The sequence below is a fragment of the Shewanella scandinavica genome, assembly GCF_031932065.1.
Lineage (GTDB): Bacteria > Pseudomonadota > Gammaproteobacteria > Enterobacterales > Shewanellaceae > Shewanella > Shewanella baltica.
Genome location: NZ_JAUOES010000002.1, coordinates 72587 through 94743 on the forward strand (window position 1 = coordinate 72587; position 22157 = coordinate 94743).

16 protein-coding genes are annotated in these 22157 nt (G+C 47.1%); 9 read left to right on the top strand and 7 right to left on the bottom strand.

All coding sequences use genetic code 11. The annotated features are described in order from the left end of the window. Position 1 precedes the first annotated feature (1 nt). The 5 genes from Q4Q50_RS01795 to Q4Q50_RS01815 form a co-directional block, all read right to left on the bottom strand. Positions 2–2044 carry an acetyl/propionyl/methylcrotonyl-CoA carboxylase subunit alpha gene (locus tag Q4Q50_RS01795; RefSeq protein WP_311898274.1) on the bottom strand — a complete coding sequence of 681 codons (2043 nt, stop codon included), beginning with the start codon at positions 2042–2044 and terminating at the stop codon, positions 2–4. 14 nt (positions 2045–2058) lie between these two features. Next, a complete protein-coding gene (locus tag Q4Q50_RS01800) occupies positions 2059–2928 on the bottom strand; it encodes an enoyl-CoA hydratase-related protein (protein ID WP_311898084.1) in 870 nt (289 codons plus the stop codon). A 49-nt stretch (positions 2929–2977) separates the two neighbouring features. Then, complete coding sequence (locus Q4Q50_RS01805) at positions 2978–4585, bottom strand: carboxyl transferase domain-containing protein (RefSeq protein ID WP_006085530.1); 1608 nt, start codon at positions 4583–4585, stop codon at positions 2978–2980. A 116-nt stretch (positions 4586–4701) separates the two neighbouring features. Then, positions 4702–5871 (bottom strand): isovaleryl-CoA dehydrogenase, encoded by a 1170-nt coding sequence (locus Q4Q50_RS01810; protein ID WP_113940993.1) that lies wholly within the window; start codon positions 5869–5871, stop codon positions 4702–4704. A gap of 181 nt (positions 5872–6052) precedes the next feature. Then, positions 6053–6460, bottom strand: coding sequence for a MerR family transcriptional regulator (locus Q4Q50_RS01815; RefSeq protein ID WP_006082318.1), 408 nt, complete (start codon positions 6458–6460; stop codon positions 6053–6055). 291 nt (positions 6461–6751) lie between these two features. Here Q4Q50_RS01815 and Q4Q50_RS01820 point away from each other — a divergent pair, with 291 nt between their 5' ends. The 3 genes from Q4Q50_RS01820 to gnd all read left to right on the top strand — a co-directional run bounded on the left by Q4Q50_RS01820 (position 6752) and on the right by gnd (position 10995). Next, positions 6752–8710, top strand: coding sequence for a propionyl-CoA synthetase (locus Q4Q50_RS01820; RefSeq protein WP_311898087.1), 1959 nt, complete (start codon positions 6752–6754; stop codon positions 8708–8710). A gap of 284 nt (positions 8711–8994) precedes the next feature. Continuing rightward, the gene (gene sugE / locus Q4Q50_RS01825) at positions 8995–9309 is read left to right on the top strand and encodes a quaternary ammonium compound efflux SMR transporter SugE (protein ID WP_006085526.1); all 315 of its coding nucleotides are present in this window, start codon (positions 8995–8997) and stop codon (positions 9307–9309) included. A gap of 159 nt (positions 9310–9468) precedes the next feature. After that, positions 9469–10995: an NADP-dependent phosphogluconate dehydrogenase gene (gene gnd, locus Q4Q50_RS01830; RefSeq protein ID WP_311898089.1), complete on the top strand. Its 1527-nt coding sequence runs from the start codon at positions 9469–9471 to the stop codon at positions 10993–10995. 159 nt (positions 10996–11154) lie between these two features. On the opposite strand, the gene Q4Q50_RS01835 is transcribed toward gnd, so the two are convergent. Beyond that, positions 11155–12054: a LysR family transcriptional regulator gene (locus tag Q4Q50_RS01835; protein ID WP_012089633.1), complete on the bottom strand. Its 900-nt coding sequence runs from the start codon at positions 12052–12054 to the stop codon at positions 11155–11157. A 162-nt stretch (positions 12055–12216) separates the two neighbouring features. Here Q4Q50_RS01835 and Q4Q50_RS01840 point away from each other — a divergent pair, with 162 nt between their 5' ends. Beyond that, positions 12217–12699, top strand: a complete 483-nt coding sequence (locus tag Q4Q50_RS01840; RefSeq protein WP_311898091.1) for a DoxX family protein — start codon at positions 12217–12219, stop codon at positions 12697–12699. 61 nt (positions 12700–12760) lie between these two features. Continuing rightward, positions 12761–13576, top strand: coding sequence for a DODA-type extradiol aromatic ring-opening family dioxygenase (locus Q4Q50_RS01845; RefSeq protein WP_311898093.1), 816 nt, complete (start codon positions 12761–12763; stop codon positions 13574–13576). A gap of 199 nt (positions 13577–13775) precedes the next feature. On the opposite strand, the gene Q4Q50_RS01850 is transcribed toward Q4Q50_RS01845, so the two are convergent. Continuing rightward, complete coding sequence (locus tag Q4Q50_RS01850) at positions 13776–14651, bottom strand: 1,4-dihydroxy-2-naphthoate polyprenyltransferase (protein ID WP_006082311.1); 876 nt, start codon at positions 14649–14651, stop codon at positions 13776–13778. 367 nt (positions 14652–15018) lie between these two features. On the opposite strand from Q4Q50_RS01850, the gene Q4Q50_RS01855 reads away from it, so the two are divergent. The 4 genes from Q4Q50_RS01855 (at position 15019) to Q4Q50_RS01870 (ending at position 22090) form a co-directional block, all read left to right on the top strand. Continuing rightward, on the top strand, positions 15019–15957 hold the full coding sequence (locus tag Q4Q50_RS01855) for an SDR family NAD(P)-dependent oxidoreductase (RefSeq protein WP_311898094.1): 939 nt from the start codon (positions 15019–15021) through the stop codon (positions 15955–15957). A gap of 240 nt (positions 15958–16197) precedes the next feature. Next, positions 16198–17064: an acyl-CoA thioesterase II gene (gene tesB, locus Q4Q50_RS01860; RefSeq protein WP_006085518.1), complete on the top strand. Its 867-nt coding sequence runs from the start codon at positions 16198–16200 to the stop codon at positions 17062–17064. A gap of 1 nt (position 17065) precedes the next feature. After that, positions 17066–17467, top strand: a complete 402-nt coding sequence (locus tag Q4Q50_RS01865) for a YbaY family lipoprotein (RefSeq protein ID WP_006082308.1) — start codon at positions 17066–17068, stop codon at positions 17465–17467. Positions 17468–18193: 726 nt separating this feature from the next. After that, entirely contained in the window at positions 18194–22090 is a 3897-nt protein-coding gene (locus Q4Q50_RS01870; protein ID WP_311898096.1) for a S8 family serine peptidase, read from the top strand. Positions 22091–22157: the final 67 nt, after the last annotated feature.

Consider the following 22157-nt stretch of genomic DNA (forward strand, 5'->3'; position numbering starts at 1 on the left):
CTTAGGCTTCCTTGATCGCGGTTGGCTCGTCTGTCTCTAACGGCTCAACGTTAAGCAAGGTTGCGCCATCGGTCACTAGCTCACCCGCCTTAAAGTAGAACTCACTGACTATGCCATCAAAGGGCGCTTCGATTGTGTATTCCATCTTCATGGCTTCCATCACTAGCAAACCTTGGCCTGCTTTCACTTGTGCGCCGACATCAACTAAATGGGTGACTACCGTACCGTTCATGGGCGCTTTTAACTTATCAGCATTGCTGGCTTGTTCTTCGACCACTAAGGTTTGCACTGCTTTGAAGTGGTAACTGCCAGAGGATAAAAATAGCGTAAAGTCATCACCTTGTGCGCTAACCGGCACTTTACTCTTATGGCCGTTGATTTCGGCGAGCAGTAAGTCTTGTTTCAGTTCGCCATTTAGCAACCAATCTTGGCCGTGCAGTGGCAACTGATACATGCCGCCTAAATCGAGCATCACTAACTGCTGTAATTCATGGGCGTCATCGAGCAGGGCAATATTGTGTTGGCTACAACTGTTGAGTCTAAAGCCGCTCACTTGACCCCAAGGTGAGTAAGGATCGGCGCTGTTGATCGCTTGCGCTTTGGCGGCTTCTTTACGGGCAAGCACTTGATACAGCGCGGCAAAGGCAAGGGCAGTGTCGGCTTCGCTTGACGCTGTACCAATTAAGGTGTCGCCATAACGGCCAATAAAGTCAGTGCTAAAGTCGGCATTGGCAAACGCTGGGTGCTCGGCAATGTTCGCCAAAAACTCAATGTTGTGCTTAAGGCCGCTGATTTGATACGACTCTAGGGCATGCACTAAACGCTGCAGGGCGCGCGGGCGCGATTCATCCCACACAATAAGCTTGGCAATCATAGGATCGTAGAAGTTACTGATCACATCGTTTTCGCGAATACCCGAATCGATACGGACAAACTTACTTTGCTCGGGTTCACGCAAAAAGTTGAGCTTACCGCTGGCGGGTAAAAACTCATTTTGCGGATCTTCGGCGTAAATACGTACTTCAAAAGAATGGCCGTGAATACGCACTTCATCTTGCTTAAGAGGCAGTGGCTGACCGCTGGCGACCAGTAATTGCCATTTCACTAAATCTTGGCCTGTGACCATTTCGGTGACGGGATGCTCAACCTGCAGACGGGTGTTCATCTCCATGAAATAGAAGCTATTGTCTGTGTCGAGCAAGAACTCCACTGTTCCCGCGCCAACATAATCGATGGCTTTAGCAGCGGCGACGGCCGCATCACCCATTTGGGCGCGCAGTGCATCGCTTAAGCCCGGTGCCGGCGCCTCTTCGACCACTTTTTGGTGGCGACGTTGAATCGAGCAATCGCGATCCGATAAGTAAATCGCGTTGCCAAAGGTGTCGGCAAACACTTGCACTTCGACGTGGCGCGGCTGGCGTAAATAACGCTCCATCAATAATTTATCGTTACCAAAAGAAGAGGCCGCTTCACGGCGCGCTGAGTTAACGGCTTCCATGATTTCGCCTTCATTCTCGACGATACGCATGCCTTTGCCGCCGCCGCCATACGCCGCTTTAATCAGCATAGGGAAGCCGATTTTCAGTGCCTCCGCTTTTAAGGTCGCGTCGGTTTGGTCATCACCGTGGTAACCGGGCACTAAGGGCACGTTTGCCGCAGTCATAATAGATTTGGCGGCGCTTTTGCTGCCCATGGCATCGATAGCATCACTACCTGGGCCAACAAAGGCGATGCCTGCGGCTTCACATTTACGGGCAAAGTCGGCGTTTTCAGATAAGAAACCATAACCTGGGTGGATGGCTTGGGCGCCGGCTTTTTTGGCGATGTCGATAATCAAATCGCCCTTTAAATAGGAGTCTGCCGGCGCGCTGCCACCTAAATAGAAGGATTCGTCGGCCATGGCGACATGGCGCGCTTCTTTATCGGCATCGGAATATAGGGCAACGGTGCGAACACCCATGGCATGGGCGGTTTTGATGATGCGACAGGCGATTTCACCGCGGTTAGCAATCAATAGCTTGGTAAACATGTGGTTAGTTAACATTTGCTTGGTCAACATCAAAGGGCTCCTTGGGTATCACTTGGCTTTTGCGTGGGAGTTGAGAGCGCTTGTTGCCAGTTAGGCAGACGTTTCTCAAAAAAGGCGTTTAAGCCTTCTTGGCCCTCGGTTGATACCCGAATGCGGGCGATACGCTCGCTAGTGTAATCAATGGTGTTTTGGTCTATCACGCCATCTTCAAGATGCGACAGCAGTGTTTTTACCCACGCCATGCCTTGCGGACTATTGGCAAGTAGCGCGTCAATCATAGGCTTTGCGGCGGCGTCCAAGTCATCGCTGATCTCATGAATGACATTAAGCTTTAATGCGTTTTCTGCACTAAAACGCTCAGCCGTTAACATGTAGCGGCGCGATGCGCGGTTACCCATAGCGCGGGCAACGTAAGGGCTTATCACCGCAGGAATTAATCCGAGTTTCACTTCGCTTAAGCAAAAACTGGCGCGCGTTGTGGCGATAGCGATATCGCTAGCGCAAATCAGCCCCAGTGCGCCGCCAAAGGCTGCGCCTTGCACTAATGCAATGGTGGGCTTAGGAAAGGTATCTAAATCCTGCATCAGTTTTGCTAAGGCTTTGGCATCATTTAGATTTTGCTCAAAGTCCATTTTGGCTTGTTTGCGCATCCAATTGAGATCGGCGCCGGCGCTGAAGTTTTTGCCGTTTGCTTTGAGTACCAGCACTTGGCATTGCTTGTGCTCAGCAAAATAGCTAAGGACGCTAATCATCTCGCTAATCATCACTTCATCGAAGGCGTTGTGTACTTCTGCTCGGTCAAGAATAAGCTCGGCAACGCCGTTATTGAGCGCATAAGTGACGTGCTGCAAGTTGCTTAAATCCTTTGTGCCGCTAGTGCTGTTTAATCTGTCTGTCATTATTCTTTCCCCTATCTTATTGTGTGGCATATGTTTTTCACATGTGCCTTTACATACGGAACACACCAAAGCGGGTGTCTTCAATAGGGGCGTTTAACGCCGCCGATAGGGCAAGGCCGACTACATCGCGGGTTTGCGCTGGGTCAATAATGCCGTCATCCCATAAACGGGCGCTGGCATGATACGGATGACCTTCTTTGTCGTACTGGGCGACAATCGGCGCTTTAAAGGCTTTTTCAGCTTCAGCTGACCATTCTTCACCTTTACGGGCTAAACCGTCGCGACGCACTGTGGCGAGTACGCCAGCCGCTTGCTCGCCACCCATCACTGAGATACGGGCGTTAGGCCACATCCACATCATGGTCGGTTCGAACGCGCGGCCACACATACCGTAGTTACCCGCGCCGTAGCTGCCGCCGATAATCACAGTGAATTTAGGCACATTGGCGCAAGAAACCGCGGTCACCATTTTAGCGCCGTGTTTAGCTATGCCTTCGTGTTCGTACTTTTTACCCACCATAAAGCCGGTGATATTTTGTAGGAACAGCAGTGGAATTTTGCGCTGGCAGCACAGTTCGATAAAGTGCGCGCCTTTTTGCGCTGACTCAGAGAACAGAATGCCGTTGTTGGCGACAATGCCGACAGGATAGCCGTGAATTCGGGCAAAACCGCACACTAAGGTTGCGCCATAGTTGGCTTTAAATTCATCAAAATCAGAATCATCGACGATACGGGCGATCACTTCCTTTACATCAAAGGGCTTTTTCAAATCAGTGCCGACAATGCCGTACAGTTCGCTAATGTCGAACTTCGGCGGTTTGACTGGGCTCAGCAGTGATTTGATTTCTTTTTGATGATTCAGGCGTGATACCGCGCGGCGGGCAAGCTCCAGCGCGTGCTCATCGTTTTGCGCTAAATGGTCCGCCACGCCGGAAATTTTGGTGTGGACTTCGGCGCCGCCCAGTTCTTCGGCGCTAACTTCTTCGCCAGTGGCCGCTTTCACTAATGGCGGGCCCGCTAAGAAGATCGTGCCTTGATCTTTTACGATAATGGATTCATCCGCCATGGCGGGCACGTAGGCACCACCTGCGGTACATAAGCCCATGACCACAGCGATTTGTGGGATACCTTTGGCGGACATTTGCGCTTGGTTGTAAAAGATACGGCCGAAATGGTCGCGGTCGGGGAAAACTTCATCTTGGCGGGGCAGGTTAGCGCCGCCCGAGTCGACTAAATAAATACAAGGCAAGTGACAACGGCTGGCAATATCTTGGGCACGAAGGTGTTTTTTGACGGTAATCGGGTAGTAAGTGCCGCCCTTAACTGTAGCGTCGTTGGCGATGATCATGCACTCCACGCCACTCACTCGGCCGATACCAGCGATAATGCCCGCAGCGGGCACTTCTTCGTCGTAGACTTCAAACGCGGCAAATTGCGACAGTTCTAAAAAGGGTGAACCTGCATCGAGCAGCTTTTCAACCCGTTGACGTGGGAGTAATTTACCGCGAGATAAATGGCGCTCCAGCGCCACAGGGCCGCCGCCGAGTTCGATTTTATTGAGTTTAGTTTTAAGATCGGCCACTAGGGCGGCCATATCGTCGGATTTTGCTTTAAATTCATCGCTACGGGCGTTGATACGACTGCTTATTTGCGTCACTTTGATTGTCCTTATAAAGCGGAAACTCGGTATCACCTTGCTCGAATGGGTGGCGCAAACTGTAAATTACAGTGAGGGGCTACCCATTCACTTGTGAGAGATTATTGGAACTCGCGTTATTTCGACTCATTGAACAGTTCGCGGCCAATCAGCATGCGGCGAATTTCTGAGGTGCCTGCGCCGATTTCATACAGCTTGGCATCACGCAGTAAGCGGCCGGTGGCGTATTCGTTAACATAACCATTGCCGCCGAGCAGTTGGATTGCATCCAGTGCCATTTTAGTGGCGAGTTCTGCGCTATAAAGAATGGCGCCTGCGGCATCTTTACGGGTGGTTTCACCGCGATCGCAGGATTTTGCCACGTTATAGACATAGGATTTGGCGGCATTCATGCCTGTGTACATGTCGGCTAACTTGCCTTGTACCAGTTGGAATTCACCAATCGATTTACCAAATTGCTCACGCTCGTGGATGTAAGGCACAACGATATCCATACAGGCATTCATGATCCCCAGCGGACCGCCAGACAGTACGACGCGCTCGTAATCGAGGCCGCTCATCAGCACTTTTACGCCGTTATTGAGGCCGCCTAAAATGTTTTCTTCTGGTACTTCTACATCTTCAAACACCAGTTCGCAGGTGTTAGAGCCGCGCATGCCGAGTTTGTCGAGCTTTTGCGCTTGGCTGAAACCTTTCGAATCACGCTCAACGATAAAGGCGGTAATACCGTGTGCGCCTTTGGTTAAGTCGGTTTTCGCGTAAATGACATAGGTGTGTGCATCTGGACCGTTGGTGATCCACATTTTGTTGCCGTTTAAGATGAATCGGTCGCCTTCTTTACGGGCATGCAGCTTCATCGAAACCACGTCAGAACCTGCGTTTGGCTCACTCATGGCCAGCGCGCCAATATGCTCACCGCTCACCAGTTTTGGCAGGTACTTGGCTTTTTGCGCGGCATTACCGTTACGGTTGATTTGATTGACACACAGGTTTGAGTGGGCGCCATAACTTAGGCCGATAGAAGCTGATGCACGGGAGATTTCTTCCATTGCGACGACGTGGGCTAGGTAGCCCATGTTTGCGCCGCCGAACTCTTCGGGTACAGTTACTCCGAGCAGTCCCATTCCTCCAAGCACAGGCCAAAGTTCATTGGGAAAGGCATTGTCGTGATCCACTTTCGCGGCAATTGGGGCGATTTCATTCGCGGCAAAATCCTGCACTGCATCGCGCAGCATATCGACGTCTTCGCCTAGGCCAAAATTTAGACTTGTGTAGAGAGAGTTCATTGCTTGTGTCCTTTCAGATGTTCTAATTTCAGATGGTTAAACTCTGATGTTTAAATTTATAGTTTTTATGATTTTTAGGTGCTTGAGTCTTTTAAATCTTGTACTTAATCCTAGTGCTAACATCCTGCGTCTTGAGATGCGCGAGTCAATCATATTGACTTGATCTTGTTGTCACTGGGATTTAGGCTTTTGCCGTTTTGTTATCTTCTAAGGCTAAGCGGCATTGCTGCTCGGCGGAATTGAGTTCCATCAACACCACTTTAATGTCGTCCATTTGCTGCTGTAGGGCGGATTTCTTTTCTTCCACTAGCGCCAGCATGGTATTGAGCTGTGAGGTGCTGCTCTTGTCGGCATCGTATAATTCGAACAGGCGACGGGTTTCTGCCAACGAAAAGCCCAAGCGTTTGCCGCGAAGAATGAGCTTGAGACGCACCCTGTCTTTGAGGCTATAAATACGGGTTTGGCCGCGGCGTTTAGGCTTAAGCAAACCTTGGTCTTCGTAAAAACGAATACTACGCGTAGTGATATCAAATTCTTTTGAGAGATCACTGATCGAGTAAGTCGTTTGTGGTGTGTTCGTTGCGCTCATTCATGCACCCTAAATAATCAGTTTTAAGCAAGATATATGAAGTTTACGTAAAGGTAAAGATTTTGACTTTTATTCTGTTGCCATAAAAGTGTCAATCCCAATTGCCATCAGCCTGTGCGGCCAGATTAAAACGGGTGCTTTAAATTAGTGTTCTCACATAAAACCACAAATATTTTCTGGTTATAGGCTAACGTCTAATAGTGGGCTGGATGCCCCCCTGTTAATAATGGTTGTTGGAAGGGGTAGTTATTGCGGCTGACGATTTTAGCCGCAGTCCTGATTGGAGGACATATGTTGACCGAACAGCAAAATGCATCTGTAGCGCAAGCCGCAAATCAAAAACAGAACCAACAAAAACATCAAGCGTTGCACCAAGCATCCTTGCTTAATAAAGCCGAATTCTGGGGAGAAGCGGCGAAGACGCTCGATTGGATTAAACCTGCGCAAACGGTGCTCGATGAATCGCAGGCGCCGTTTTATCATTGGTTCGCCGATGGTGAGATGAACACTTGTTATAACGCCGTTGATCGCCATGTGCTGGCTGGACGCGGTGACCAAGTGGCTATCCAATATGTGAGCCCTGTTACTGATACTGAATACGGCATTAGCTACGGGGAGTTACAGGCTCAAGTGAGCCGACTCGCGGGCTTTATGCAATCTATTGGTATAGGGAAGGGCGACCGTGTGGTGATTTATATGCCTATGGTGCCGGAAACCGCCTTCGCTATGCTGGCCTGTGCTCGCATAGGTGCGATTCATTCTGTGGTTTTTGGTGGTTTTGCCGCCAATGAACTCGCGACTCGGATTAATGATGCTAAGCCTAAATTGGTACTGTCGGCATCCTGCGGAATTGAGCCTTCGGGCGTCATTCCTTATAAACCTTTGCTAGACAAAGCGTTAGCTCAGTCAGTGCATCAGGTTGATCACTGCCTGATTTTAAATCGCAGCCAGTATCAGGCTGATTTACTTGAGGGCCGTGACTTAGATTGGCAAGCTGCATTAGCGACTGCGCCTAAGGCCGATTGTGCCGCGCTTAAGGCCACCGATCCCTTGTATGTACTTTATACCTCAGGCACCACGGGTCAGCCTAAAGGTGTGGTGCGCGATAATGGCGGCCATGCAGTGGCACTGGCTTGGTCGATGCAACATATTTACGATATTCAAGCGGGCGATGTGTTTTGGGCAGCGTCTGATGTGGGCTGGGTTGTGGGTCATTCTTACATTGTGTATGGACCGCTGCTGGTGGGTGCTACAACCTTAATGTATGAAGGCAAACCTGTTGGTACGCCCGATCCCGGTGCTTTTTGGCGTACGATTGCCAAATATAAAGTCAAAAGTTTTTTCACCGCGCCGACGGCCATTCGCGCAATCAAGCGTGAAGATCCTGATGGTGAGTATCTACAAGGTGTTGATTTAGCTTGTCTTAAAAACGTGTTTTTAGCAGGTGAACGTTGCGATCCCGACACTTTAGTTTGGGCACACACTAAACTCGCTAAACCTGTTATCGATCACTGGTGGCAAACCGAAACGGGTTGGCCAGTTGCGGCAAATTTGATGGGCACAGCGCCCGTCGCCATTAAGCCGGGCTCACCCGCTTTACCTGTGCCTGGTTATGCGGTTGAAGTAGTGGATGAATTGGGTGAGCAAGTTGCGCCCAATACCTCGGGGAATGTGGTGATTAAATTGCCTTTGCCGCCGGGAACCTTAACTACATTGTGGCAAAATGATCAACGCTATCAAGATAGTTACTTGTCTATGTATCCAGGTTATTACTTAACTGGCGATGCGGGTTATACCGATGAAGATGGTTATCTCTACATTATGAGTCGTATCGATGACATCATAAATGTAGCAGGACACAGGCTATCGACCGGACGTTTTGAAGAAGTCTTGTGTCAACATCCTGATGTGGCCGAAGCGGCGGTGATTGGTGTCGATGATCAGCTTAAAGGTCAGGTGCCTCTTGGATTAGTGGTACTGAAAAAGGGCGTGACGATCAGTGACGAAGAGCTGCATAAACAGCTTATTACCCTAGTTCGTCAAGAGATTGGTCCCGTCGCCTCCTTTAGGTTAGTGAGTGCCATTCAAAAATTACCTAAAACGCGCTCGGGTAAAATTTTACGCGGTACTATGCGAAAAATTGCCGATAATCAGCAATATACCGCGCCAGCGACCATAGAAGATCCACAGACCTTAGAGCTAGTGCGCACTGCACTTACTCGAATGGGTTATGCCGATGCCTTAGTGTAATAAATAGAGCGTAAAGGCTTTTGTAGAAAGAGTGTAAAGGTCTTATCGAGAGTTGAAATATCAAGGCGATAGTAAACTGACCAAGCTTGCTATCGCCTTTTTGCTCATGGCATTTCTTATTTCGGTAAAATCAAAGATTGAATTTTCCTCCTCAAATTTGCTAGTCTTTCATTCTCATCATGCACAATCATCACCTACAGTTTTTACTGTAATAAAATGGCTTAGGGACGACCCTAAATACGCCTAATCTAACATGGGGACGACCCCTTTTTTGGGAGTTCACTATGAGTTGGTTCTTATTAGTCCTTGCGGGTTTATTCGAAATTGGTTGGGCCATAGGGCTTAAATATACCGAAGGTTTCACGCGTTTGTGGCCAAGTATCTTTACAGTGGCGTCGATGGCTGTGAGTGTGTTGCTACTCGGACTCGCAGTTAAGCAACTGCCTATCGGTACGGCTTACGGCGTGTGGGTCGGCATTGGTGCTATGGGCACCGCAATTGCAGGGATTATTCTGTTAGGAGAAGGAGTTAGCTTACTTAAGATTGCCAGTTTGATACTGATCTTACTGGGCGTTTTAGGGCTTAAACTCGCCCATTAATTGACGCTTATATTGGATAAATGAGACGTAAACGATTGGTACTTTCAGCATAATCGAAATTGCCAATCGTATGTCTCTGGTAATTAAGTTACAAAGATCGGTATAATTACCCCTCAAAATTGGTTAGCTCTAACCTCTGTGACCCGTGGGAATTATATAATGCAAAACCACAGAAATCTTAATGATATCGGCGTAATTGGCCTTGGCGTTATGGGTAAAAACCTCGCGCTAAACATCGCGGATAACCAATATCACGTCAGCGCATTTGACCTCGATCCTGTTAAAGTTAATGGTGTTATACAGCAAGAAAAACAGGAACGCGCTGGACTCGAACCTCGCATTCTTGGCTGTTCTAATCTTACCGAAATGTTAGCCAGTCTCACAAAACCCCGCATTCTTGTGCTTTCTGTTCCCGCGGGCGCACCCGTCGATGGTGTCTGTAGTGCTTTGATTTCTGCCGGAATTGAGTCCGATGATATCGTTATCGATACTGGTAACAGCCTATGGACTGACACTGTTGAGCGTGAAGCGCGCTACAAAGGTCAGTTTGTATTTTTTAGCTCTGCGGTTTCGGGCGGTGAAGTCGGTGCGCGTTTCGGTCCATCACTTATGCCAAGCGGCGATATCGATGCATGGCATCACGTTGCACCTATTTGGAAAGCCATTGCCGCTAAGGTTGATGCGAGTACAGGTCTACCCATAGAGCGCTTCGAACCGGGTAATCCAGTGACAGAAGGCGAGCCATGCACGACTTATATTGGTCCTGCGGGTTCTGGCCATTACGTGAAGATGGTGCATAACGGTATTGAATACGCAGATATGCAGTTGATTTGCGAAGCCTATCAAATGCTGCATGACGGTTTAGGCATGAGCGCTGCAGAAGTGGGCGATGTGTTTGAACGCTGGAACAAAGGTAGCTTAAACAGCTATTTGATGGGGATCAGTGCCGAAGTCTTAAAACAGGCCGATCCATTAACGGGTAAACCATTGGTGGAAATGATCTTAGATAAAGCGGGCCAAAAAGGAACGGGTTTGTGGACGGCCGTAAGCAGTTTACAAATTGGTTGTCCGGCACCGACGATTGCTGAAGCTGTATATGCTCGCGCCGTAAGTACCCAAAAATCCTTACGTTTACAACTCAGCCAGAAATTGGCTGGGCCAAATGCACCTGCTATTGATGAGGCGCAAAAAGCGCAGTTGATTGAAGCTCTAGAAAGCGCGTTATATTGCGCGAAAGTGTGTTGTTACGCGCAAGGCTTCCAGTTGATGGCGATGACGGCCCATGAACAAAAATGGCAGTTAGACTTTGCTGAAATTGCAAAAATTTGGCGTGCGGGTTGTATTATTCGCGCGACGTTCTTGCAATCAATCACTCAAGCCTATGAAGATAATGCCGAGCTTAGCAATCTGTTGATGGCCGACAGTTTTGCGTCAGCCTTATCTGAAAAGCAAGGCCTATGGCGCACTGCGGTAGCGACAGCGGTAATGCAAGGCATTCCAGCGCCGTGTATTAGCTCTGCACTGGCGTATTACGACAGTTATCGCTGCGAAACATTACCGGCGAACTTGCTCCAAGGTCAGCGTGACTTTTTCGGCTCTCATACCTTTGAGCGTATCGATACGCCAGCTGGCGAGAAATATCACTTAGATTGGAGCGCCAAAGAGCGCACCTTAGCTAAGGTTTAAGTCTAAGGTTTAAATCTCAGGTTTAGCCAGTTATTGAAATGAAAAACGCCCCTTATCGAGGGGCGTTTTTACTTATGGCCGATGACTTTAATAAGGGCATACAACTTGGTTACTTCACCTTATTTAAAGCCACTAAAACCAAACCTGAAGCTTGAATTCCTAAGCATTCAGCTCAGATGAAAAGGCGATCAGCTTTTGCCAGAGTGCTTGGGCGACAGGGCCCAAAGGTGAGTGGGGTTTTCGCATAACATAGTAATCGAGTTGAATGTTGTTTTGTCTTTCGCGTAGATCCAGTGCGATTAATGCACCTTGTTTGAGTGAATCTTCAATCATATAGTGCGGCAGTTTGCCCCAGCCCATGCCACTTTGAATAAGCATTTTCTTGGTATAAAAATCATTAACATACCAACGTCGTTGCCCCGCCTGTACCCCAAACTCAATATTCGCAGTGCCTGAGCCCGTATCTTGGATCACGATTTGGTATTCGTTAACGAGCTCTCGTGCGTAGCTCAGTGTCGGATGGCGCTCAAGCATGCGCGGCGCAGCGACATCGAGCAGGCTACCGGAAAATAAATAGGCTAATTCTAAATGACTCGAACGTATGGGCTCAATTCCGCCAGCTGAGATGATGATTTCGGCTTTATCTTGATTCAACGCTTCGAGTGCACCGGTTAAAAATTCTTGTTTGAGAATGATTTGAGTATAGGGGAACTCATTTTGAGTCAGTTCTAAAATCGGTAGAATTCGAGCGAGATTGAAAGAGGCTTCAAAAGCTAAGGTGATACTCGCTTCGTTGCCTTTGGCTAAATGTTTCGCCACTTGCTTCATTTCCTGCGCTTCATTCAGCACCCGCTGGGTATGTTGCAGCAGTTTTCGGCCTTGCTCTGTGATGGCGAGTCGATAACCTTCACGGTTAAATAAGATGAGATCGAGTTGAGATTCTAACTGTTTGATACTTTGACTAATGGCGGGTTGGGTTTTATGTAGCTTGTCACTGGCGGCTTTGAGTGAGCCCGCCTCAGCCACGGTTTTAAACATCAGCAGTTGGTCTAAGGTCACTGGGATTGCTCGCAAGTCATAAAGTATTAGTTTATGAGATATTAGATTTTATTCCATATTTATTTATCTTTTATCGGCTCATAATCTACTCCATTCTCGCTCGTGGTCTGCGGATTTATGCCCAAGACTGACGGCAATATTAAGATCAATGGGGTGTGTGCGATGCGATTTTTAAACTTATGTGGTGCTAAGGGCTCAAGTATCAATGGCTTAGTTGCTGAGGCCGATACGCAGAAGCTATTCCTTTGTGCCAATACACTCAATCGCGCCGCCGCAACCGTTACACTGGCGATGAGCATAGTGTTTTTTATCTCGGGATTTGCCAAGTTATTTGGCGTGCATATGTTCCATGTTCCGTTTACTTTGATGAATCTTCCCACCGGATTTGGCTATTTTATTGGTTTGATGGAAGTGATTGGCGCCTTTGGATTGTGTCTACGTGACTACCGAGTGTTATCGGCGAGCGGTTTGCTGGCGATTATGATGGGGGCGATTTATTTTCAATTTAACTATGAAGCGGCGATTAATGCACTGCCTGCATTGAGTTTATCGGCTGGATTCTTTCTAGTTATCAAACTGGATGAAATTATTGAGCGTTTAGTGCAATTTCAGCGACAGTTGGCGCTAAGTCGCTCCGCATTTTAAGTGATAAAAATAGAGTCTGAAGTCAGTCGTACCGATATAAGTTAATCAACAAGAGAAAACCATGATGCAAGTTAAAGCGAGTCGTATGCCTGTGCTATTTGTGCCCCACGGTGGTGGCCCAATGCCTTTGCTAAATGATGCCAATCATAAAGAGTTACGTGCTTTTTTAACCTCAGTGACCGCGCCCATTGAAACCCCTAAGGCGATTGTGCTGATCACCGCCCATTGGGAAGAATCTGTGGTGACCTTGTCGAGTAGCCCTAAGCCCGGCATTTTATATGACTACTATGGTTTTCCACCCGAAGCGTATCAGCTGACGTATCCTGCACCGGGTGAGCCAGAATTAGCGGCACAGATTGCGAATATGCTCGCGGATAAGGGTATCGCCGCCCGCTTAGATAGCGAACGCGCATTTGATCACGGTACCTTTGTACCACTTAAGTTGATGTATCCCGAGGCGAATATTCCCGTAGTACAAATGTCGTTAGTCCACCGTCTCGATCCTGAAACCCATATAGCGATTGGCGAAGCCTTAGCGCCGCTGCGGGATCAAGGGGTATTGATTGTGGGCTCAGGGATGTCGTTTCACAATATGCGGGCGTTTTTTTCAAGCGATCCCACGGTCCAAAGTCGCAGCGCAGAGTTTGACTATTGGCTGACGCAAACATTAACCGCAAGCGTGAACACTGCCGAGACCAAAACAGCACTGACTCACTGGCAAGCGGCTCCTGAGGCGCGGTTTAGTCATCCGCGGGAAGAACATTTATTGCCTCTGCATGTGTGTTTCGGCGCTGGTCACAGTGACTCATCCCAAGCGCTACGTAACTTTAACGGCATTTTGCTAAATACTCTGATCTCAGGCTATATCTGGCAATAATCTGGCAATAATCTGGCAATAATCTGGCAATAATCTGATGTTGGATTGCCGTGGTCGAACATGACAGTAAACCTAAGGCTAAGCATATTTAGCCAATAAAAAAGGTTCGTATCCTCGACAGATACGAACCTTTGTTGTATTCAGGATTAAGCTGCGGCTGCTTGTAGCGACCAGTTGCATTAGCCTAGCGGCTTTACTCTTATGCGGTAAACACTAAACCCACGCTAAACAAGGTACTGAAAATCATCGTTAACTTAGCCGTGCGGCCGAGTAACGGATTTAACGCTTCACCAGACACCGCATAGAAATCGCTGCTGAGTTTACGGGCGATAAGCAGTGACAAACCCGCGAGTAATACTGGTAACCCAGGTAAAATACCCAGTAGAAAGCCTGCAATCACTAAGCCGAAGGGCAGGTAAATCAGCGCTTGATACAACACTTTTGATTGCGCTTCGCCGATACGTACTGCCAATGTGTGTTTGCCCGCTTGGGTGTCGGTGCGAATATCGCGGGTGTTATTCACCAGCATGATCGCCGCATTGAACAGCCCAATGGCGCAGCCTAATAACCAAGCATTGATTGTTGTATCGCCCGCCTGCAGATAATAACTCCCCACGACAGCGACCAATCCAAAAAAGATAAAGGCCGCGACTTCGCCCAGCCCATGGGAAGCGAGGGGATAGGGGCCACCACTATAACCGAGTGCACCTAAAATGGCTGCCGCGGCGAGAATCGCGATAGGCCAGCCTCCGTGCCAAATTAAATAGGAACCCACAGCAAGTGCCATTAATAGGCAAAATATCATGGCATTGCGGACGCTCGTTGGTGGAATTAAACCACTTTGCGTCACGCGAACGGGTCCTAAGCGTTCGGCCGTGTCTATGCCGTTTTTAAAGTCAAAATAGTCGTTAGCGAGATTGACGGCAATTTGTAATAGCACAGCGCACAGCATAGAAGTGGCAGCAATTAACCAGCTGTAACTCTCAAGATGCAGGGCGAGAATATTGCCTATCAATAGGGGACCTATGGCCGCGGGTAGCGTACGGGGTCTTATAGCTAAAATCCAAGGATTCATGGCGTCCAGTCGTTATTGGTAAATGGGAAATGGTATCGAGCAAGGGCTCAATTAGCGCATAGCATAACAAGATTTAACACGAAAGTGAGCACTATCTAATAAACGCATTTAACAGAGTTTGAATTGGCGCACATATGTTCACTGATGTAGACGGAGATTTGTCGTCAAGCTCAAAGAAAATCAAAAAAGTCTGTGTTTCTATAGTTGATGTTGTTGGAGACACTGCGCCGCCCAAGACATAGGCGTAACGCTAAATCCTATGTTCAACTGGAGATACCACAGGTGCTAGTCGCCTTATGCGGGTTGTTTTTGAGCATTCATTGGCTGCGTTTTGCCGCTACTGTTATGCCGATAAGGATATATTTGGATGCGTTTCGATAATAAGGTGGCGTTAGTCACTGGGGCGGGAGCAGGGCTAGGTCGAGCCTATGCCATTATGTTAGCTGAGCGGGGCGCGAAAGTGGTGCTCGTTGATCAGCCGTTATCGTCATCCGAGTCTATTTCTACCTATGGTGCTCAAACAATGTCGGCCAACTTAGCATTGATGCAAACCTACTGCAGCATTATTAAACTCGGCGGTGACTGTCTCTACTTTGTGCTCGATGTTAGCCAGCGGGATGAAGTAAACCGCATGGTCGAAGAAGTGATCTTACGTTGGCATCGCATTGATATCTTGATTAATAACGCGGGGATCTACGGTGCTTGTCCGTTCGAACACATTAAGCTTGAGCAGTGGCAACGGCAATTGGATGTCGATCTCAATGGCAGTTTTTATCTGACGCAAGCCGTTTGGCCCTATATGCAACAACAGGATTATGGTCGGATCATGATGACGACGGGGGCTTCGGCCTTGTTTGGTGATTTGCATCAAGTCGGTTTCAGCGCGAGTAAGATGGCGCTGGTGGGCATGGTGAATTGCTTATCGATAGAAGGAGATATCCATAATATTCGTGTCAATAGTCTATGCCCACAGGCCGTCACAGCGATGACAGCCAAACATTTAGCAAGTGCGATTCAGCCGTTATTTTCCTTTGAGTCATTAACCGCCACAACGGCTTTTTTGGTGAGTGAACAGGCGCCCAATGGTCAACACTTACTCGCAGGTGCGGGCAGCGTCAGTCATGGCATGTTTGTCGAGTTTCAGCCGATGTATTTTAATGAGGGGCTTTTTACGCCAGATAATCTCGCGCAGCAGTGGCCTCAGTTACACCAATCCTTTCCTGTTACTTTGCACTCCAGTGGTGAGGATAAAGTCTTGTCTTGGTCTCAGTTAAGTGCGCTAGAACACCATATTAAAATTGATTGATGAGTGACACTGTTACCCATAACTCAGCCCATGACCTCTGTTATTAAACCGCGTTAACGGGTCAAGTAAAACCCTTCGCAATACGCAGATGACACCCGCACTGAACTTGAGTCAAGCCTCGTTTAAATCCTGTATCGTGGGAGTGATGATTTCATTGTGAATAATCGATAGAAGACTGGTCAGCTTAAGGCGAACTGAGTTACCCTTTAGCATTAATGGCTAATTATGCAGTAGGATCCCATGAGTCAGGTATTAGACGATCTTTTATCATTACTTTCCCTTGAGCAAATTGAAATCGGCCTCTTTCGTGGTCAGAGCCAAGATCTGGGATTTGGGCATGTGTTTGGTGGTCAAGTGATGGGGCAAGCGCTGAGCGCCGCTAAACAAACCGTCCCCGCTGAGCGTAAGGTCCACTCATTACACTCCTACTTTTTACGTGCCGGTGACGAGAAGTTACCGATTGTGTATGAAGTCGAAAATATGCGAGATGGCGGCAGTTTTAGTGCCCGCCGCGTGAGTGCAATTCAAAAAGGTCGACCGATTTTCCACATGACCTGTTCCTTCCAAGAACCTGAAGAAGGATTTAGTCATCAAGCGATGATGCCGCAAGTACCTGGACCTGAAGGTTTATTGAATCAGCAGGAGTTAGCGCTGACGATGCGGGATAAAGTGCCGCCGAGCATACTCGAAAAGTTTATGGCCGATGCGCCCATTGAGATGCGACTGGTTAATCCATTACATCCCTTTGCGCCCAAAGAAACCGAGCCGTACCGGCATGTGTGGATGAGGGCCAATGGTCCCATGCCAAATGACGCCCATATTCATGAATATTTACTCGCCTATGCCTCGGACTTTAACTTTCTCGTGACAGCGGCTCAGCCCCACGGCGTGTCGTTTTTAAGTCCTGGAGTGCGCATGGCGACGATAGATCATGCTATGTGGTTCCATCGCCCGATTAATATGGGAGAGTGGTTGCTTTACAGTATTGATAGCCCCAATGCCAGCGGTGGCAGAGGTTACGTCAGAGGGCAGTTTTTCAATCAACAAGGTGAATTAGTGGCTTCTTCTACCCAAGAAGGCCTGATCCGCATGGTAAAAGGACGTTAATATGTATCTGAAAATAAAGTCGTTTGTATTGTTCTCGCTCATGGCTATTCTACTCAATGGCTGCGTGACGGTGAAACCTGAACCCCCGATTATTATCAATGGCGCAGCGGGTTATTTAGAGAAAATTCCCTTGCCTCAAGGTTGCCAAATCACTATTGCAATTATTGATTTGAATACCCCGGGTATTATCGTCGCACAGAAAACCTTTAACATCGCCAGAGCGCCAGTGCCGTTTAAATTTACGCTGCCTGCAAAATCGATCGATAAGAGTATCCAATATGGCGTAGTGGCGATGATCAAGTTCCAAGACCAAGTGATCTTCCAAACCTATGACAGGTTCCCTGTCGTCAATAATGATAAGTTCACGACAGAAGTGTTAATGAAGGCGGTCATGGCGAATTAATCACTCCTAATTATTGCCTGCGTATCATTTTTGTATTGCTGAAGATGTAGCCCTTTCAATTTATATTGGAAGGGCTTTTTTGTGGTTAATATTCGGGTATCCATGTTGTAAATGTAAAATCAAATATGATTTTGCTTTACACAGAGCTAAGAATATTAATGCATAAGTTAGTCTTTATTTATAAGGAGTACCATTTTGTAAAAATGGCATTCATACTAATTTTGTTTAAAGAAAGTTAAAGGTAAGTTTAATTTGTGTTTAAATTTATTTTTGAAAATGTTTATTTTGTAACAGATGTTTTTTGCGAATAATAATATTTTTACGGTCACTCGTTCTGTTTTTTAGTGCACTATCTTGGTGCTAAAATATTTAAGAGTTTTAATTAATATACTGATTTTAAATAACTATTTGTATTTCACATTTTTGTTTATGAGCTTTAATTTACCGGCTATTCAACCTGCGAAACAATCTATTTCTCTTTTTTAAGATAAATAGAAGCTGATATACGATTTACTGAATAACGTTCTGTTAACTTAATGTTTTAATTTGTATCTTAGCGTGTTACAAATCGTCGCGATAAAACTCAGTGATCATCATCACAGTAAATTGAATGGTTATTCATAAAAAATGTCAGTTACAGGTGACGTTCTTGGTTGTTGCAGTGTATTCATGCCACCAACCTGAGTTTTATAAATCATACAACTTATAAGAATTAGGGAAGTTACAATGAAAACTAAAATAGCACTAGCAGTGTCTATGGCGCTGTTATCGTCGGCGGCAAATGCGCAAACCGTTTTATCACCTACGGGTGAAACCTTGCAGTTAGATATTCCAAGTGAACTACAAGCCACGTCATTACGCGGTAATGCTGCCGGAGCTGAAGTTAAGTTTGTACCAGAAGCGGATTTAGGCGAGGGTGAATTTACTTATATCGTTCGTTTACGTGACAGTTCAGTCGCCAATTATCAAGGAACGACTCCTGGCTTTAAAGCGACGAGCTCACAGAGAGTGCAGACAAGTGGCACTTCAAAAGTCGCTGTGAATGGCAAGCTCGATGCTTCAAGACCTGAAGTCAAAAGTTATGTAAGCTATTTGAAAGTCAAACAAAACCGATTTTTAGCTAACGCGAGTGCGGCAATTGGCACCAATCTGCAGCCATTAACGACCTATCAGTATGCGTTAAACGGTATGGCAGTTCGTATGACTCAAGCTCAAGCTAAGAAAATGGCTGAGTTACCTGAGGTTGCGTTTGTTGAGCGCGAACGCATGGAACAAATGGAAACCGACGTCAGCCAAGCGCTTATCGGTTCTCCAAATGTATGGGATGGTAGTGCAACGGGCACGAAAGCCATGGGGGAAGGTGTGATTGTCGGTATTATCGACTCAGGCATTAACTCTGACCATGCTTCATTTGCGGATGTTGGCCAAGATGGTTATGACCACACTAACCCATTAGGTCAAGGCATCTATATTGGTGACTGTAAAACTGATTTCGCCAGCATGTGTAACGACAAACTGATCGGTGTCCGTAGCTATCCAGAAATCACCAATAACTTTGATGATGTTAAAGTGTATGGTGACACCCCTCCGGCAAAAAATGGTGAGGATTACGGCGGACACGGTTCGCATGTCGCCAGTACAGCAGCAGGTAACATTTTAGTGAATGTCCCTTATGTGCAAGGTGAAACGGGTAAGTTAGAAGGTGATGGTATTGCGACGGGTCTTGAATTTGCGCAAATCTCAGGTGTTGCACCACATGCAAACATCATTGCTTATCAAATCTGTAATCCGGGTAATGCGGGCGACACTTATTCTGGCTGCCCGACTGCACCTATCTTGAAAGCGTTAGACGATGCAATCAAAGATGGCGTCGATGTGATTAACTTTTCAATCAGCGGTGGTGGAAATCCGTGGAATAGTGCAACAGAACAAGGTTTCTTAGCTGCGCGTAATGCGGGTATTTTTGCTGCAGTAGCTGCGGGTAACACACGTGCCGCGACAAACACTAGCCCTGCTATTAATCAAACACCTTACTCTACGCCTAAAAATGCGCCTTGGTATACGTCGGTTGCTAATTCGACTCACAATCGTGACATAGTACGTGCCGTTGAATTTAATGGTAAAAACTACAATTACACTGCGGGATCGGGTCCAGTTCAAACTGAAGTGCTCAAAGGTGTGCCTGTTTATGCTGGTACAATTGATGCGGCTAATTTTGAAGCCTGTAAACCATTTGCCGCCGATGCTTTTAAAGACAAGATCGCTGTTTTAAGACGCGGTGGTTGTTCATTCGATATCAAAGTCGCAGCGGCGATGAAAGCTGGCGCTAAGGGTGTGATTGTTTTCAATAGAGATGGTGAAAATAATGCGCGCCTGACCATGTCTGGGTTAGATAAATTGGATATTCCCGCAGTATTTATTGGCGATATCGATGGCTTAGAACTGATTGCTGCTATGGCAGCAAATCCAGCGCTTGAAATCACGCTGTCTCCAACCCCTAAAGTGGTCAGTAAAGAAGCGGATGTTTTAGCTGCCAGCTCCTTGATTGGACCTAACCTGACTAACGATGTACTGGTGCCTTATGTTGCTGCACCGGGCAGTGACATCTACGCTGCTTATTCAGATCAACAGTTTGGCCATGATAAGACAGGGACTGATCCTGCTGATTTCACTTTGATGTCAGGTACTTCAATGGCGAGTCCTCATGTTGCCGGTGCTGGCGCGTTACTTAAATCACTGCATAAAGATTGGACCCCAGATAACATTCGTTCTGCGCTAATGATGACAGCAACGACAGCCCAAGCGATGAAAAAGGCTGATGGCAAAACTGTTGCAGATCCGTTTGACGTAGGCGCAGGCCGTATTCGTGTGGATTTAGCGGCTAAATCTGGCTTAGTGATGGATGAAAGTGCCTTAAACTACGAGATTGCTAACCCTACAACAGGTGGCGATCCACGTAAGTTAAACATTCCAAGCATGGCTGATTCACGTTGTATCGATACTTGTACTTGGACACGTACTGTCACTGCAACGGCTGACGGTAGCTGGACTGCAAAAGGTGTTTCCGCAACCGATAAGTTCGCGTTAACTGTGATGCCAGAAAGCTTCAACCTGAAAAAAGGTGAGAGCCAAACTATCACAGTGACTGCTGATGTGACTGACGTGGGTGCAAGTTGGGGCTTTGGTAACTTAGTATTAGCTTCGGAAGCCTTCCCAACGGCTAACATGCCGATCGTGGCTAAGATTGCTAAACGCGACTTACCTGCGGTTGTTAATGTTTCAGCCTCACGTGATGCCGATGAGCGCAATTTAGCTCACTTAAAAGCGATTGATCTACCGGGTGTTGCGGCGACAGTGACTGAACTTAAGTTAAGCGCTACTTATGAATCAAGTGTGAAACAAGATTCAAATACCGATAGTGCATTTGATGATTTAGCCGATGGCGTAAAAGTATTTAGCTTTAACGTTGAAGACAAAGCGTTATATTTCAATGCATCAATCGGTAATACCACCTCTCCTGACTTAGACATGTTTGTGATACTCGATAAGAAAGATGGTAGTAAGCTTTCTATCGCGGCATCTTCTGCGTTTGGTGGTTCAAAAGAAAGTGTGTCTATTAAGGACCCAGTGAAAGGTGAGTATATTGTCGTGATACAGAACTATCAGGCATCTGCAGCCGATGCGGATGATGCTTTTAGTTTGAAACAAGTGACCTTATACGATGAAGCGGGTGATAACTTAACGGCAAATCTTACCGGTGATCATAAAAATTTTAATGTCAACTTAGCGTGGAAACAAGCGATGTTAGTGGGCGATGCTGGCTTGGCTATGCTGACTCTGACCACTACTGATGACAAAGTCGCACCGGTTAAAATTCCGGTATTATTTGAGCGCGTCAGTGATGATGTTTTACCGCCTCTAGGTAGCACTGTTTCTGGCGAGTTAACGCCAGGCGCCGCTAAAATGATGAAGACCCGTGTCGAAGCGAACAAAACGCAAGAAACCCGCGTTTACACTTTAGAGGCGTTATTACCAGAAGGTCACGAAGTGGCTAATATCAGCCATCAAGGTACACAAGTGGGTAATAAGATCACTTGGACTATCGAGATGGTCTCTGGTGCATCGGCACAAGATGTGACGTTTGACTTAGTGCCACGTAAGGCAAGCCAAGACAACCTTGTGACTTTGACCAACAAAGTGAACAACGAGTCGGCTGAAATCTTGAAGCAAGAATATCAATTTGATGTGCCAGAAGTTGCGCCAGTGGCAGTGATTGAAGCACCGGTATCTGTTCAAGAAGGTAAACCACTGTTTATCGATGCGAGCAAGTCATCCGATGCCAACAATGATCCATTAACCTACAAATGGACTCAGTTAGGCGGTGCGAGCTTTAACTTTGACGCTAATGCAGCCAAGCTTAATCTCGTGGCGCCAGAAGTGAGTGGTACAGCTCAAACAGTGTCATTCCAACTGACTGTAGCGGACAACCATGGCAATAAAGATTCAAGTGTCGTGTCTGTGTCTGTGACTGAAACACCCGCTAAGAAAGATGATGGTGGTTCATTAGGTTGGTTAAGCTTGTTATTGCTACCATTTGCCTTTGGTCGTCGTAAACAAGGCTAATCGCTTAAGGTTAAATCGAGAGGTTTAACAGTAATTTAATAGTAAATAGAGAAGGGCTGATATTGAT